Below are 14,569 nucleotides of genomic sequence, written 5' to 3'. Positions count from 1 at the left end.
GACGTCGGAACCGTGGTTCGGCGCTGCGTTCGGGGCACGCGACCCCGCCGCGTCAGCCGCCCTGACCCTCCTGCTGCGGGCCCTGGTCGACGGGGTCGTACTCGGTGCCGCGACCCTGCTCCTCCTCGGGCAGCGGGACGTGCCGTTCCGTACCGGAGCCACCCGGGCTCGTCGCCACGTAGTCCGCCTCGCCGGACTGCGTGTCGTGGCTCAGCGGCTCGAGGGTCTCGGGGTCGGGATCGTGCTTGTCGCTCATCGCACCCGTCTACGCCCCCGAACTGGGCGAGCACGCACGGGAGCCCGGTGGGACGATGAGCGCATGGCCGACGACGACGTGGCAGCGGAACGAGCACGGCTCGAGGCGCTCGCATGGGGCGGGTCCGCCCCGGAGGCCGACGCTGCGGCGGCACGCCTCGCGCTGGAGCAGCTGGACCGCGGTCGACGGCGGTCGGCTGCCGGCCCGACACGCGCGACCGGTCCGAGCGGGCCTGGAGGCGCGCCCTCCCCCGCCACACGGCGCACCACGACGACAGGGTCGGCCTCCACCACCCCGCTCGCCGGATCCGGCGCTGCCGCGCCGGACGCTCCCGGACTGCTCGGTGCCGGATCGCTCGGTGCCGGATCGCTCGGCACGGGATCGCACGCCACCGGGTCGCGCGCTGCCGGGCCGCGCGCTGCCGGGTCGTTCGATTCCGGCACGGCCGAACCGCGGGTGGCGGGCCGGGACACCGCGGGGGCGGACCCCGCCCGGGGTGACCACGTCGAGGACAGGACCGGGGACGACGGGGACGAGCCGCGCCTCCAGGCCGGTGCCGTGTCGTGGCGGACGCGAGCCGCCCGTGTCCTCTGGACCACCCGTCCGCGCGTCTGGATCGCCCTCGGCGTGGCGGCTGCGGTCGGGGTCGCCTTCGGTGCGGGGACGGTCGTCGGGACCGCTCGTGAGGACCAGGCGTCCGCACCGAGCGTGACGCCGACGGCGGGCGCCGTGACGCTCGAGGAGCTGCTCGACAAGCCGCAGACCTACGCGGACCAGCTGCCGGGGCCGGTGGAGGCGTCGGTGAGCCTCCGCACGACCCGGCTCATCTTCACGAACCGCGCGCTCGACGGCGGCTCGTTCCGGACGCCCTGGAGCGTCTGGGCCGCGATCGGGACGGACCGGTCGACGATCTGCCTGGTGGCGACGGCGAACCGCATCGAGTCGACCTCCGCCTGCTACCCCCGCGAGGACGCGCTGCACGGGTCGGTGTCGCTGTCGGCCCAGTCGATGAGCGGGACGTTGACGCTGACGCTCCGCGGGGGCGGGGTCCAGGGCACGGTGACGAACGAGGGCTGATCGGGAATGCCCCGGAGCCGCGGGCGTTGGAGCGCTCCGAGGGTTTTCACGGCCGGGGTGCTTCCATCACGTCCGGGGCCCGTGCAACACTGGTTGTGCGTGCTCGCCGTGGAGTCGTACCCACATCATCCACAGGGTCATCCACCCACCACAGCAGCGAGCACGCTTCGCCGGCCGGATCCGTCCGGTCCCCGTCGTCGTGACGTCGACACCGACGCGTGCTCCACCGTGCCCCGGAGGAGGTCAGCAGCGTGTCCACCAACACCACAACCACCTCGGCCGTGTCGACGAACACGCGGCCGATCACCGTCACCACCCAGTCCGTCGTCGGCATCGCCGTGCTCGGACTCGCCACGTTCTTCGCCATCACGACCGAGCTGATGCCGGTCGGGCTGCTCGGCGTCATGAGCAGCGACCTCGGCGTCTCCGAGTCGAGCATGGGCATCGTCGTCACCGTCTACGCGGCGGCCGTCGCGATCCTGGCGCTCCCACTGACGTCGTTCACCGCGCGGCTCCCCCGGAAGACCGTGCTCGTCGCGACCCTCGTCGGCTACACGGTGTCGAACGTGATGATCGCGCTGGCCCCGTCCTTCGCCGTGGTCTGTGCCGGCCGCGTCGTCGGCGGTGTCGCCCACGCCCTGTTCTTCTCGGTCGCGTCGGCGTACGCGACCCGCATCGTGCCGCCGCGCTTGGCCGGCCGGGCGATCGCGTTCGTCTACTCCGGCAGCTCCCTCGGGTTCGTCCTCGGTGTGCCCGTCGCCACCTGGGTCGGACAGACCATCGGCTGGCGCCCGGCCGTCGGCGCGGTCGCCGTCGCCGCTGCCGGCCTGGCGATCGTCGCGCTGCTGTTCCTGCCGAGCGTCCACGGCGCCTCGTCACCCCACATCGGGTCGCCGAAGGCCTGGGCCCGCACCGGCCTGCTGTCCGTCGTCGTGGCCGACCTGCTGCTCTTCGCCGGGCACTACGTCGTCTACACGTACATCGGGCCGTACGCCATCGACGCCGGGCTCGACGCCCACATGGTCAGCGGGGCGCTGCTCGTCCTCGGTGGCACCGGCGTGGTCGGACTCTGGCTCGCCGGCATGTTCGTCGACCGGGCTCCGCGGCAGACCCTCGTGGTGTCCGTCGCCGTGATGGCCGCCGCGTTCGCCGCGCTGCCGTTCGTGCACGGGTCGCTGCTCGGCACGATCGTCGTCGCCGGCGTCTGGATGGCCGCCAACGGCACCACCGGCACGCTCTTCATGGCCGCCGCGATCCGGACCGGGGGCGTCTCCCCCGACATCGCGGGCGCGCTGATCAACGGCGCGTCGAACATCGGCATCGCGGGCGGTGCGGCGATCGGCGGGCAGGCGCTCGGTGTCGTCGGGCTGCAGTTCATGCCCTTCGCCGGTGCGGTGATCCTGGTCGGATCGCTCGGCGTGGTGCTCGCTGCGCGCAAGGGCTTCCCGGTGCACTCGCACACGCAGGAGCACCTGTCGACGTCGTCGATCGAGGCGATCACCTCGTCGCTGGCGGTCGTCACGACCTCGATCCCGGTGGTCAGCCGTGCGATCCAGACCCTGACCGGGTCGGTGGCCGTGGCCACGGGCTCGGTGCCCACGCGCCGCCGGCGCTGACGCGGGCGGGCTGCGCGCGCGGACGCCCCGTGCGCTCGGTGCGCTCGTGCGCCCGTGCGCTCGGTGCGCCCGTGCGCTCGGTGCGCCCGTGCGCCCGTGCGCTCGGTGCGCCCGTGCGCTCGGGTGCTCGGGTGCTCGAGATCGCACAATGTGTCGCTCTCGAGCGCCAGAAGCGACCGAACGTGTCCCCTCGGTGAACCATACGCGGCGTGTCTCGACATCTCGAGGAGGCGCTCCTCGCTCGTCGCTCGGGTGACCGGCGTCGGACGCGCGTTTGCATAATGCGCATCAGTCGCGGTCGAACTACCTCGGGGCGTCGCCGAGGTGGCAGGACCTGCCGTCGGCCGAACGCCGAGGTCGCACGAAGTACCGTCCTAATCGTGCTGCGGCGGCGTGTCGTGCGACCTCGGCGGTGTGGCGGCCCGGACGTGCGAGCGGGGCGGGACCGGCAGCGCCGGACCCGCCCCGCTCGTGTGGGGTCAGTCCTGCAGGTGCGTCGTGCGGCGACGGTTGCGCACCGCACGGAACGTCAGCAGCCCGCCGCCGAGGAGCACGAGCACGCCCGCGGCGATGAGGCCCGGCGTCAGGTCGGCACCCGTGTAGGCGAGGTCGCCGCCGGTCGACGCTCCGCCGTCCGAGGACACCGGGGTCGTGCCGCCACCGGTCGACGGCGGTGCCGAGGCCGACGGGGACGGCGACGGCGACTGGGTCGGCGGCGTGACCACGGCCGCGGGGACGGTGAACGCGAGCGGCGTCGCGGCACCGGTGTCCGGCGTGGTGATCGTCTGCGGGTCGGCGCCGTCGACGGCGATCGTGTACTCGGTGGACGGAGCGAGACCGTCGAGGATGAAGCGGCCGTCGGTACCCGTCGTCGTGGTCACCGGATCGCCGGCGGTGGGGTCGGTCGGGGTCGCGACGACCTGACGATCCGCGACGGGCTTGCCGTCCGTGTCGGTCACGGTTCCCGGCTGCGTGGTGGTGGCCACGGTCGGCTCGGTGGCGGTCTCGAACGGCAGATCGGACTCGGCTGTCGCGCCGGCGACCGCTTGGATGCCCGAGTTCGACGTCGCTCCGGTCGCTCCCGCGGCCGGTACGACCGTGCGCACCGCGTACTCGCCGGCCACGGTTGCGAAGGAGTACCGACCGGAGGCGTCGGTCTCGGTGGAGCCCACGACGGCGCCGGATGCATCGAGCAGGTCCACCACGACGCCTGCCGGGACCGGCACGTCGTCGAGCGTCACGAGTCCGGTGATCGTCGCGATGACCGCCGGCGGCGCCGTGATCGGGTCCTGAGGGGCCGCGGCACCGGCGTCACCGGTCCGGATGGTCACCGGGTCCTGGTTGGCGATCGAGATCGCGAGGTCGGTGTCGGCGGGCAGGCCGGACGCCGTGTACACGCCGTCGCTGTTCGTCGTGGTGTCCACCAGTGTCGTGCCGTCGTCCGGGTCGATGATGACCACCGGGACGTTGGCGGCCGGGTGATCGTCGGCGTCGACGACCGTGCCGATGACCGAGGCCGTGTCGTCGGGTGAGGTGAAGGGGAAGTCGACGACCTGGTCGACGCCGCCCGGGGTGGTCGCGGATGCCAGTGAAACGCCGGGCTGCGACGCATCGCCCTCGGCGTTCGGCGGCGGTGTGATCTCCACCCGGTAGTTCGCGATCACCGGCAGGTTCGGGAAGACGTACGTCCCGTCCTCGGCTGTCGTGGTGGTGTACACGGTTCCGCGGGGCGCCGTCACCGTGACGGTCGCTCCGGGGATCCGCGTTCCGTCGAGCGTCGCCGTGCCGCTGATCGACGCGGTCCGGTTGGCGAACCAGGTCTGGTAGACGGGGAAGCCGCTGCGCTGTTGGTAGGTGATCGTCAAGCTGGTGAGCGACGCTGTCGGCGTGAACCAGGCGGTGGCGCCCGCGGTGTCGACCGCGCGGTCGTTGCCGGTGAGCGTGCGTGTGGACGCATCCCACGTCGGCTGGTCGGTGCCGGTGGTGCCGTCCGGGTCGGCGGAGCAGGACCAGCCGCCGGCGACCGCGACGGAACACGAGTTGTACGAGCCCTGATAGCCGAGCTGCTCGCCGGTGGCGGCGCCGCCACCCTGGACCGTCGCCGAGATGGTCGCCTGGTCGGCGTCGATGTCACCGAGCACGAAGGACCAGCTCGATGCGCCCGGCGTCGCTCCGTCGAACGTGTAAACGGTGGTCGAGGCACCCGCGGCGGTCGGCGAGTCCACGTTCGGCCGTTGGTTGAGGTACGTCTGCGCCCGGCTGGTGCCGTACTTGGCTCCCGGGCCGGTCGCCGCGGACTGCCACGTGGACGCACCGCTGATGACGGTCGACTGCCGCGACGTCGAGGTGAAGGTCGTGTCCGGGAACCCCGGGAGGGTCATCGTCCCGGTGTAGGCCTTGCTCGACCCACTGACCGTGAACGTGCCCCAGTGACCGGCTGGCGCGGCAGACGCGCTCGTGGCGCCCCCGATCGCCAATCCCGCCCCGAGGACCACCCCGGTCAGTCCTGCCGTGATCGCGCGCCAACGCCGCATGTACCACTCCCCTGTTCGGCATCGCCCCAGCGCGACACGCGATCAGGCTATCCACGCGCCGCGGCGTCCGTCCACATCGACATGTGTTCGTTACCCGCCACCGGAAGCCCCAGGACGGGTCACACCCCCTGCAGCGCCACGAGCGCGTCGAGCGCGGCGACCTGCCCGGCGACGAGCAGGTCGCGCGCCTCGGCGACGGGTACCCAGCGGGCGTCGTCGACCTCGGGGACGTCGACGAACCGGCCGGAACCGCGCGGGAGCTCGACCCGCACGGTGTTCGAGCGGACGGCGTCGACCGTGAAGTCCGGCGCTTCGACCGCGAAGACCCGGACGCGCTTGCCGGACGCCTGCCGGAACTCGCCGAGGTCGACCGCGGAGCCGTCCGGAGCGGGGACGCCGATCTCCTCGGCGAACTCGCGGCGCGCGGTCGTCAGCAGGTCCTCGGTGCCCTCGACGAGGCCCTTCGGGATCGACCACGCGCGTGGTCGACGCTTCCAGAACGGGCCACCCATGTGCGCGATCCACACCTGCACGTCACCGTCGACGACCCGGTAGAGCAGGAGTCCAGCGCTCAGCACCACAGCCCGAGGCTACGCCCTGCCGACGGACCGCGGGGCGGAGTAGTTTGCGGGGCACGGAGCGCCATGGCGACGCCCCCGGAGGACCTGGAGCGAGGAGGTCGATCGGGATGGACGAACGGTGGACGACGGTCACGCTGGCCGCGGACGCGGCGAGGCCGCACGAGGAAGCGCTGCGCTGGGTGGTCGCCCGCGCCGGGACCGGCATCGAGCGGGTCCGGGTCATCGGGGTCGACCCGGCGATCGAGGCGCGGGTCGGGCCGGACGGCAAGCGTGTCGCCGACGCGGTCGCCGACGCGGCACGAGCGGCGCTGCCGGACGCCGAAGTCGTCATCCGCCGGCACGCCGGTCCGTTCGCCGCGGCGTTGGTCGACGAGTCCGACGACGGGGACCTGCTGGTGATCGGCACCTTCCGAAGCCGTCGGGGCTCGACCGCCGGCGGCGATCCGGCGCGGGTCGCCACCCGTGCCGCGGTGCCGACCGTCGTGGTGCCGGACGGGCCGCACCCGATCGACGGGGACGTCGTGCTGGCGGTCGAGGACCCGATCGACGAACGGGCGGTGGCCATCGCCTGCGACGAGGCACGCCGACTGCACCGCCGAGTGACGCTCCTGCGGGCGTGGGAGATGCCGGTGCTTACCCGGACCGGGCTGACGGACTTCGCCGAGGACCCGATGCGGTGGCGGACGCGGAACGCCGAGCTGCTGGCGCGCGTGACGGCCGAGCTGACGGCGGCACACCCCGACGTGCGGTTCCGCCCGCTGCTGGTCGAGGGACACCCCGGGCACGCGATCGCCTCGCACACCCGGCACGCCTCACTCGTGGTGCTCGGGCTCGGTCACGTGCGGGCGCTGTCCGGGTCGGTGTTGCACGACGTCCTGCGCGAGAGTGCCTCGCCGGTGTGCGTCGTCCCGGCGGCCGCACACAGCGAGGCGGTGGAGCGGCAGCGGCGGGTGCGGACGGTCTGAAGCAGTCCCCACGAGCGTCGCCGCGGCCGGATCAGCCGGCGAGGGTCCGCGTGGCCGCGGCCACGCGCTTCGTGAGGTACGCGACCCCGCGGTCGTTCGGGTGCAGTGCGCCCGGCTCGAGGTCGATCCGGCGGAGGTCGCCCGTGCCGTCGAGCGAGACACCGGCGACGTACGGCTTCTTCGTCGCACAGGCCGAGTGCGCCTGCGTCGTCGAGAACACGTCGACGAACCGGACCCCGGCGGCACGGGCGGCAGTCGCCGAGACGTCGTTGAGGCGCTGCTGGACGCTGTGCAGGTAGCGGACGTCGGTGTTCGTGAACGGGTACGTGTTCGACGGGAACGACCCGGTCAGCGTGCCGAGGTCGAGGGCGGACCGGAAGCAGCCGCCCTTCGGCGTGTGGTCGGCGTCCGGGAAGATCGCCGGGTACCCGAGGAACACGACGACCGCATTCGGGGCAGCGGCCCGGACGGCAGCGAGCGTGTCCGCGATGCCGAGCGCCACCCGGGACTCGATCTTCGCGCCGAGCTGGTCGTCGCCGTCCTGCACGAGCGTGCTCCGGCACGACGGGGCGTCGCGGCCGGAGAACACCGGGCCCTTCGGCGAGAGCGCGAGGCACGAGCCGGCGGTGCCGAACAGGTCGGCGTCGTTGCCGCCGATGGTCAGTGTGACGAGCCGGGTACGGTCCGACAGCGACCGGATCTGCGGGGGCACGCCCTTGAACTGGAACCCGCTCGTGACGTCCTTGCTCGTCGCACCCGCGCAGGTGACGTCGGTCAGTGCGAGGCCGAACCGTGCCGCGATCCGGTGCGGGTAGTCCCGCGCGGACTGCCCGCACGCGCCCGTCGGCAGCCGGGTGGGGTCGGCGAGGCCGTACCCCGCCGAGTACGAGTCCCCGAGGGCCACGTACTCGCTGCCGACCGGGATGTCGGCGAGCGTCTCGACCGGCTCGCTGCTGGACGGGTAGGGCGCGGGGACGGGCCACATCGGCGCCGCGAAGGCCGGTCCGCTGCCGGTGAGGGTTCCGGCGAGCACGGCGGACACCGCCACTGCGGCGAGCAGCGTCGAACGGACGGAGCGGAGCAGTGCGGCCTCCAGGGAACGGGTCGGACGGACCAGGCTAACGCGTCGACCCAGGCGCACGCGACCGCGCACGCCACCGCGCGCAGCGACCCCGCTCAGCGGCGACCGAGTCGGCGCTCTCCCCCGCTGCCGGTGCGGTACTCGAGCCCGTAGTGCTGGAACAGCTCCGGCTCGAGCGTCGCGTCGAGCTCCCCGTCGGTGGCGATCGTCGGTGCGTCCTTCACGAGCTTCTTCGGGAACGCGACGAGGAGGTGCTTCGGTGCGACGAGGGCACCGGCCAGCGGCACGAACAGGAGCTTCTGGAACCCCGGGAGCCCCGTCGTGACCGTTCCGAACGCCGGCTCGGAGGTGGCGGTGTCGTAGTAGATGCTCTCGAGCGTGCCGATCTTGTCCTCGGCCTCGTCGACGACCGGCAGGCCGATCCAGTCCCGGATGTTCGCGGCTTCGAACACGTGCGCCTCCTCGCGAGCGCCCGGCGTGTCCGGACGGCTCCGAGTCGACGCTACCGAAGCGTGGAGACCGCGGTCACGGCGAGACCACGGACTCCCCGTGCACCCCGAGGGCGTCGACGGCTGCGAGCACGTCCGCCGGTCCGATCGCGAGGAGCGCCGGGTCCGGGTCCTCCGCGAAGACGTCGCCGCGGCGCACCGAGGCGTCGGTCAGCACCACGTGCGGCCCGGAGGCCGGGGGTCCCCACGCCTCGGGCGGCGCCGGGCCGAAGACGACCACCGACGGGATCCCGTACGCCGAGGCGAGGTGGGCCGCACCGGTGTCGACCGTGACGACGAGCCGCGCGGCGGCGATGACGCCGGCGAAGGCCTGCAGGTCCAGCGCACCCGCCAGGACCGCCTCCGGCGGCAAGCCGGCCGACTGCGCGACGGCGGCTGCGCGGACGACGTCGTCCGCGCCTCCCGTCAGGACCACGTCGAGGCCGCGCTCGCGGAGTCCGCGCACCACGTCGGCGAAGCGGTCGGTCGGCCAGTGCCGGGCACCGTGGAAGGCGCCGACGTGGACGACGGCCGCGCCCTCGACGGCCGGGGCGGCCGCGGGACGGGCGATGCCGACGTCGTCCGGGTCGGCGGGGATGCCGTGCCAGACGAGGAGCCGTGCCCAGCGCTCCCGCTCGTGCACGTCGTCCGGCCACTCCGGTCCCTCGTAGCCGTGGGTGGGGTCGACGTGCCCGATGACCCGGCGGGCTCCGAGCGCGGCGATGAGGTCGGACGACTCCGGACCGGCACCGTGCAGGTTCACGGCGACGTCGACGGCACCCGCCGGCGCGCCGATCGGGTGGTCCAGGCCGTGCTGCGCGAGGTGCACGTCGACGTCGGGGATCAGCTCGACGACGGGGGCGAGCCAGGCGGTGGTCGCGAGGGCGATGCGGTGGTCGGGGAAGGCCCGTCGCAGCGCGTGCAGGGCCGGGACGGCGACCAGGAGGTCGCCGAGCTTGATGGCACGGAGCACGAGCAGGTCGGGCCGCCCGTCGGACGGGGGCAGGGTGTCGACGGCGGTCACGCGCACGACGGTAGCCAGGACACGCCGAGCGGGCTCCGAGGAACGCGTCCGACGGCTGTTCCTGAGGCGCCGTGCGGGGAAGGACCAGTAGTCGGGAGGCATGGCTCTCGCTCCCGACCGCACCGTCCGCGGTCTCCTCTTCGACCGTGACGACACCCTCGTCATCGACGTCCCGTACAACGCCGACCCGCACCGCGTCGTGCCGGTCCCCGGGGCGCACCGCGCGGTCGAGCGGGCCCGCGCGGTCGGCCTGCTGCTCGGGGTCGTGACGAACCAGTCCGTCATCGCGAAGGGCATGGCGACCCGCGAGGAGGTCGACGCCACGAACGCGCGGGTCGACGAACTCGTCGGGCCGTTCGACGTGTGGTGCGTCTGCCCCCACGACGCGGACGACGGCTGCGACTGCCGGAAGCCACGGCCCGGCATGGTGTTCGAGGCGGCGGAGCGGCTCGGCGTGGCGCCGGAGGAGCTCGTCCTCGTCGGGGACATCGGTGCCGACGTCGGGGCGGCCCTCGCGGCCGGCGCACAGGGCATCCTCGTGCCGACGCCGCGCACCCGGCCGGAGGAGGTCGAGGCGGCACCGACGGTGGTCGGCTCGCTGGCCGAGGCGGTCGAGCTCGTCCTGGAGCACGCGGCCGCGGTGCGTTCGTGACGGCCACCAGACCGGCTGCAACCGGACCGGTTGCCGCCGGACCGGCTGCCACCGGACCGGCTGTCGCCGGACCGGTTGCCGCCCGCCCCCGCGTCCTCGTCGTCCGCCTCGACTCGTTCGGCGACGTCCTCGTCACCGGTCCCGCGGTCCGGGCGATCGCCGCCGGCGCCGCGCACGTCACGATGCTGTGCGGACCGCAGGGCTCCCCCGCCGCCGACCTCCTGCCCGGCATCGACCGCGTCCGGGTGTGGGCAGCGCCGTGGGTCACCGAGACCGCCCGTCCGGTCGACGACGCCCTGCTCGCCGAGTTCCGCGCGCTCGTCGCCGGGGAGCGTCCGGACGAAGCGGTCGTCCTCACGTCGTTCCACCAGTCGCCGCTGCCGGTCGCGCTGCTCCTCCGCCTCGCCGGCGTCGCCCGCGTGTCCGGCGCGAGCGTGGACCACCCCGGCTCGCTCCTCGACGTGCGGCTGCGCCCCGGCGAGGACCTGCCCGAGGACGTGCCGGAACCCGAGCGCGCGCTGCGGATCGCCGAGGCGGCCGGGTTCCGGCTGCCGCCGGGCGATGACGGGAGGCTCGTGGTGCGTCACGACGCCGCCCTGCCCCCGGTGGTGGCCGGGCTGGAACGGTACGTGGTCGTGCACCCCGGCGCGAGCGTGCCGGCACGCTCCTGGCCGGAGTCCCACCACCGGGAACTGGTGGCCGCGTACGCCGAGCAGGGCACACCCGTCGTCGTCACCGGATCCCCCGGTGAGACCGCGCTGACGGCGGCGGTCGCGGGTGACACCGGCATCGACCTCGGCGGCCGGACCAGCCCGGCCGAACTCGCCGCCGTGCTCGCCGGTGCCGAGGTGGTCGTGGTCGGCAACACGGGTCCCGCGCACCTGGCCGCCGCGGTCGGTGCGCCGATCGTCAGCCTGTTCTCGCCCGTGGTCCCGGCCGTGAAGTGGGCGCCCTACTCGCCGGACCCGGCACGGCCGCCGTTCGTCGAACTGCTCGGCGACCAGGGGGCGCCCTGCCGGCTCAGCCGCGCCCGCGAGTGCCCCGTCCCCGGCCACCCGTGCCTGTCGACGGTCCGGGTCGAGGACGTGCTCGCGGCACACCGGCGACTGCTCGACCGCGCATCCCGGATGGGGTGAACCGCGCTTCGCGGATGGAAGCGAGAAGTCTGCGGAGCACCCCAGAAGGCGCTGCGTAGCGTGCGCCACTGCTTCTCCTTCTACTTCTTCTCCTCCTCCTGACCGATCGACCGAAGGGCACTGCATGCGGATCCTCGTGTGGCACGTGCACGGTGGCTGGATGGACGCCTTCGTCCGCGGCCCGCACGAGTACCTCATCCCGACGACCCCGGCGCGCGACGCCTGGGGGCTCGGCCGCGGCGGGCGCGCCTGGCCGGACAGTGCGATCGAGATCGACCCCGCCGACGTCGCGGACGCCGAGGTCGACGTGGTCGTGCTGCAGCGCACCGAGGAGCTCGAGGAAGCACGACGCCTGCTCGGCGGTCGCGACGTCCCGATGGTGTTCGTCGAGCACAACGCCCCGCGGATCGACGTGCCGAACAGCCTGCACCCGCTCCGGGACCGGGACGACCTGCTGATCGCACACGTCACCCACTGGAACGCGCTGATGTGGGACTGCGGTTCCACCCGCACCACGGTGGTCGAGCACGGCGTCGTCGATCCGGGCCCGCTCTACACCGGCACGCTCGACCGCCTCGGCGTCGTGATCAACGAACCCGTCCGCCGCAACCGCGTGGTCGGGACGGACCTGCTCCCCCGGTTCGCCGAGGTCGCCCCGGTGGACGTCTGGGGCATCGGGACGGAACGGCTGCCGGAGCTCGGATTCGGCGACCGTGTCGTCGCACGTGGCGACGTCCCGGCCGACCCGATGCACGCAGCCCTCGCCGAGCGGCGCGCGTACGTGCACCCGAACCGCTGGACCTCCCTCGGCCTGTCGCTCATCGAGGCGATGCACATGGCGATGCCGGTGCTCGTCCTCGCGACGACGGACGCGCCCCGCACGGTGCCGGACGGTGCCGGCGCGATCGCGACGGACGTCGAGGACCTGGTCCGCGCCTCCAGGACGCTGCTGGAGGACCCCGAGGAGGCGAGACGACGGGGTGCCGTCGCCCGCGAAGCCGTGCTCGCACGGCACGCGCTCGGTCGGTTTACCGCCGACTGGGAGGACCTGCTCGACGACGCCGTCACGCGCGGTGCGCGACGGAACCGTGCGGCGGGAGCCGCGCTGGAAGGGAGCCTGCGATGAGGATCGCGATGGTGTCCGAGCACGCGAGCCCGCTCGCCGTGCTCGGCGGAGTCGACGCCGGCGGACAGAACGTCCACGTTGCCGAGCTGTCCGGTGCCCTGGCCGACCGTGGCCACCAGGTCACCGTCTACACACGGCGCGACGACGCCGCGCAACCGGTCCGGGTACTGCTGCGACCCGGCGTCGAGGTCGTGCACGTCGATGCCGGTCCCGCCCGTGCGGTCCCGAAGGACGAGCTCTTCCCGTTCATGGGGACGTTCGCGTCGGTGCTCGCGGCGGAGTGGTTCGTCGACCGTCCCGACGTCGTGCACGCGCACTTCTGGATGTCCGGGCACGCCGCCCTCGACGCCGTCGCCCAGGTGCAGACCCGCACCGGCGGCATCCGGATCCCCGTCGTGCAGACCTTCCACGCCCTCGGCGTCGTGAAGCGCCGCCACCAGGGGTCCGCCGACACGAGTCCTGCCGGACGCGAGTGGGTCGAACCCGCCGTTGGCCGGAGCGTCGACCAGGTCGTCGCGACGTGCTCCGACGAGGCCTTCGAGCTGAAGACCCTCGGCGTTCCGCTGCACCGGATCTCGGTGGTGCCGTGCGGCGTCGACGTCTCCCTGTTCCAGCCGGCCGGTGACGGACGCGCCGTCGAGGAGCGCGGTCGTCCCGCACGCATCCTCACCGCCTCGCGGCTGGTGCGACGGAAGGGCGTCGGTACGACCATCGCCGCCCTCGCAGCGCTCGTCGACGCGGGCCGCGACGTCGAGCTCGTGGTCGTGGGCGGTGCCGGCGTCGCCGGGGCCGACCTGGCGGACGACCCCGAGTACCAGCGCCTGGACGCCCTCGCCCGGTCGCTCGGCGTCCGTGACCACGTGACCTTCCGCGGGCAGCTCGGCCAGCACGACATGCCCGCCGTCTACCGCAGCGCCGACGTCGTCGTGTGCGCGCCCTGGTACGAGCCGTTCGGCATCGTGCCGCTCGAGGCCATGGCCTGCGGGCGACCCGTCGTCGCGTCGAGCGTCGGCGGCCTCATCGACACCGTCGTGGAGGACGCCACCGGCCTGCACGTCCCGCCGCGGGACGAAGCGGCGGTCGCGGCTGCGGTCGCGGGGCTGCTGGACGACCCGGAGCGCCGTGAGGCGTACGGCCGTGCCGGGCGCGAGCGCGCCGAGAACCGCTACACGTGGCAGAAGGTCGCCGCGGACAGCGAACGCGTCTACGAGCGGCTCATCGCCGGCAGCGCCGGGAGCGGCAGCGCCGGGAACGGCGTCGCCGCGGCCGCTGGCCTGTCGCCGGCGGGCTTGTCGACCCCGCTCCCCGGCGACGGCCAGGGCCGCGCCCGCACCGCACGACCGGGACGGCCCGTCCGTTCCGCCCACCCGACGGAGAGGACCGCACGATGACCATCGAGCAGCAGACCGGCACCGTCGGCGAGGAGACCACGACGGAGAGCGCGCGCGTCGTGCTCGACCACGTCGCGGCCTCCGTCCCCGTCATCGCGTCGCTCGTCGACCACAAGGACCACATCGCCGACTGGGCGGACGACATCGCCGGGCGGCTCGTCGCCGGGCGGCGCCTGCTCGCCGCGGGCAACGGAGGCTCGGCGGCCGAGGCGCAGCACCTGACCTCGGAGCTGGTCGGCCGCTTCGACGGCGACCGCCCCGCTTACTCGGCGATCTCGCTGCACGCGGAGTCCTCCGCCGTCACGGCCATCGGGAACGACTACGGCTACGAGGAGGTCTTCGCCCGTCAGGTGTCGGCGCACGCCCGCGCCGGGGACGTCGTCGTGCTGCTCAGCACGAGCGGGAAGAGCCCGAACCTGCTCCGTGCCGCGCAGGCCGCACGGGCGGTCGGTGCCCGTGCGATCGCCATGACCGGTGCGCGGCCGAACCCGCTCGCCGAGGCGGTCGACGACGCGATCTGCATCGACGGTCCGTCGGCGAACGTGCAGGAGGCGCAGCTCGTCCTCGTGCACGCACTGTGCCGTGCGATGGAGCCGACGCTCCGCCGCGGAGGCCGCCGATGACCGCCGCCGACCGCGCCGC

At 73.8% G+C, this 14,569-nt stretch carries 14 protein-coding genes; 8 read left to right on the top strand and 6 right to left on the bottom strand.

Annotation, left to right across the window (positions count from 1 at the left end; all coding sequences use genetic code 11):
• Positions 1 to 52: 52 nt before the first annotated feature.
• Complete coding sequence (locus BIU96_RS05070) at positions 53 to 256, bottom strand: hypothetical protein (RefSeq protein WP_071291516.1); 204 nt, start codon at positions 254 to 256, stop codon at positions 53 to 55.
• Between the two features lie 63 nt (positions 257 to 319).
• Between BIU96_RS05070 and BIU96_RS05065 the strand changes: the two genes are divergently transcribed.
• Entirely contained in the window at positions 320 to 1,333 is a 1,014-nt protein-coding gene (locus BIU96_RS05065) for a hypothetical protein (protein ID WP_071291515.1), read from the top strand.
• A gap of 251 nt (positions 1,334 to 1,584) precedes the next feature.
• Positions 1,585 to 2,949 (top strand): MFS transporter, encoded by a 1,365-nt coding sequence (locus tag BIU96_RS05060; protein WP_139199821.1) that lies wholly within the window; start codon positions 1,585 to 1,587, stop codon positions 2,947 to 2,949.
• 479 nt (positions 2,950 to 3,428) lie between these two features.
• On the opposite strand, the gene BIU96_RS05055 is transcribed toward BIU96_RS05060, so the two are convergent.
• On the bottom strand, positions 3,429 to 5,330 hold the full coding sequence (locus tag BIU96_RS05055) for a collagen binding domain-containing protein (RefSeq protein ID WP_175477461.1): 1,902 nt from the start codon (positions 5,328 to 5,330) through the stop codon (positions 3,429 to 3,431).
• 272 nt (positions 5,331 to 5,602) lie between these two features.
• On the bottom strand, positions 5,603 to 6,064 hold the full coding sequence (locus BIU96_RS05050; RefSeq protein ID WP_071291512.1) for an NUDIX domain-containing protein: 462 nt from the start codon (positions 6,062 to 6,064) through the stop codon (positions 5,603 to 5,605).
• Between the two features lie 107 nt (positions 6,065 to 6,171).
• Between BIU96_RS05050 and BIU96_RS05045 the strand changes: the two genes are divergently transcribed.
• Entirely contained in the window at positions 6,172 to 7,029 is an 858-nt protein-coding gene (locus tag BIU96_RS05045; protein WP_071291511.1) for a universal stress protein, read from the top strand.
• A gap of 31 nt (positions 7,030 to 7,060) precedes the next feature.
• Here the strand turns inward: BIU96_RS05045 and BIU96_RS05040 are convergent, their stop codons facing one another.
• From BIU96_RS05040 to BIU96_RS05030, 3 genes are all read right to left on the bottom strand, one after another.
• Positions 7,061 to 8,170 (bottom strand): SGNH/GDSL hydrolase family protein, encoded by a 1,110-nt coding sequence (locus tag BIU96_RS05040; RefSeq protein ID WP_139199819.1) that lies wholly within the window; start codon positions 8,168 to 8,170, stop codon positions 7,061 to 7,063.
• A 35-nt stretch (positions 8,171 to 8,205) separates the two neighbouring features.
• Entirely contained in the window at positions 8,206 to 8,562 is a 357-nt protein-coding gene (locus BIU96_RS05035) for a PRC-barrel domain-containing protein (RefSeq protein ID WP_071291509.1), read from the bottom strand.
• Between the two features lie 73 nt (positions 8,563 to 8,635).
• Positions 8,636 to 9,622: a glycosyltransferase family 9 protein gene (locus BIU96_RS05030; RefSeq protein ID WP_071291508.1), complete on the bottom strand. Its 987-nt coding sequence runs from the start codon at positions 9,620 to 9,622 to the stop codon at positions 8,636 to 8,638.
• Between the two features lie 100 nt (positions 9,623 to 9,722).
• On the opposite strand from BIU96_RS05030, the gene BIU96_RS05025 reads away from it, so the two are divergent.
• The 5 genes from BIU96_RS05025 to BIU96_RS05005 all read left to right on the top strand — a co-directional run bounded on the left by BIU96_RS05025 (position 9,723) and on the right by BIU96_RS05005 (position 14,550).
• Positions 9,723 to 10,274 carry an HAD-IIIA family hydrolase gene (locus BIU96_RS05025; protein ID WP_071291507.1) on the top strand — a complete coding sequence of 184 codons (552 nt, stop codon included), beginning with the start codon at positions 9,723 to 9,725 and terminating at the stop codon, positions 10,272 to 10,274.
• Positions 10,271 to 11,410 carry a glycosyltransferase family 9 protein gene (locus tag BIU96_RS05020; protein WP_083402671.1) on the top strand — a complete coding sequence of 380 codons (1,140 nt, stop codon included), beginning with the start codon at positions 10,271 to 10,273 and terminating at the stop codon, positions 11,408 to 11,410. The genes BIU96_RS05025 and BIU96_RS05020 overlap by 4 nt, the downstream gene beginning before the upstream one ends.
• A 124-nt stretch (positions 11,411 to 11,534) precedes the next feature.
• Positions 11,535 to 12,536 carry a glycosyltransferase gene (locus BIU96_RS05015; RefSeq protein ID WP_071291506.1) on the top strand — a complete coding sequence of 334 codons (1,002 nt, stop codon included), beginning with the start codon at positions 11,535 to 11,537 and terminating at the stop codon, positions 12,534 to 12,536.
• The gene (locus BIU96_RS05010) at positions 12,533 to 13,927 is read left to right on the top strand and encodes a glycosyltransferase (RefSeq protein ID WP_071291505.1); all 1,395 of its coding nucleotides are present in this window, start codon (positions 12,533 to 12,535) and stop codon (positions 13,925 to 13,927) included. Before BIU96_RS05015 ends, BIU96_RS05010 begins: the two co-directional genes overlap by 4 nt.
• On the top strand, positions 13,924 to 14,550 hold the full coding sequence (locus BIU96_RS05005) for an SIS domain-containing protein (protein WP_071291504.1): 627 nt from the start codon (positions 13,924 to 13,926) through the stop codon (positions 14,548 to 14,550). The genes BIU96_RS05010 and BIU96_RS05005 overlap by 4 nt, the downstream gene beginning before the upstream one ends.
• Positions 14,551 to 14,569 lie beyond the last annotated feature (19 nt).

The organism is Curtobacterium sp. MCBA15_008 (assembly GCF_001865065.1).
GTDB lineage: Bacteria > Actinomycetota > Actinomycetes > Actinomycetales > Microbacteriaceae > Curtobacterium.
The sequence above is the reverse complement of the archived record's forward strand: the minus strand, read 5'-3'. Positions and strand labels throughout refer to the sequence as shown.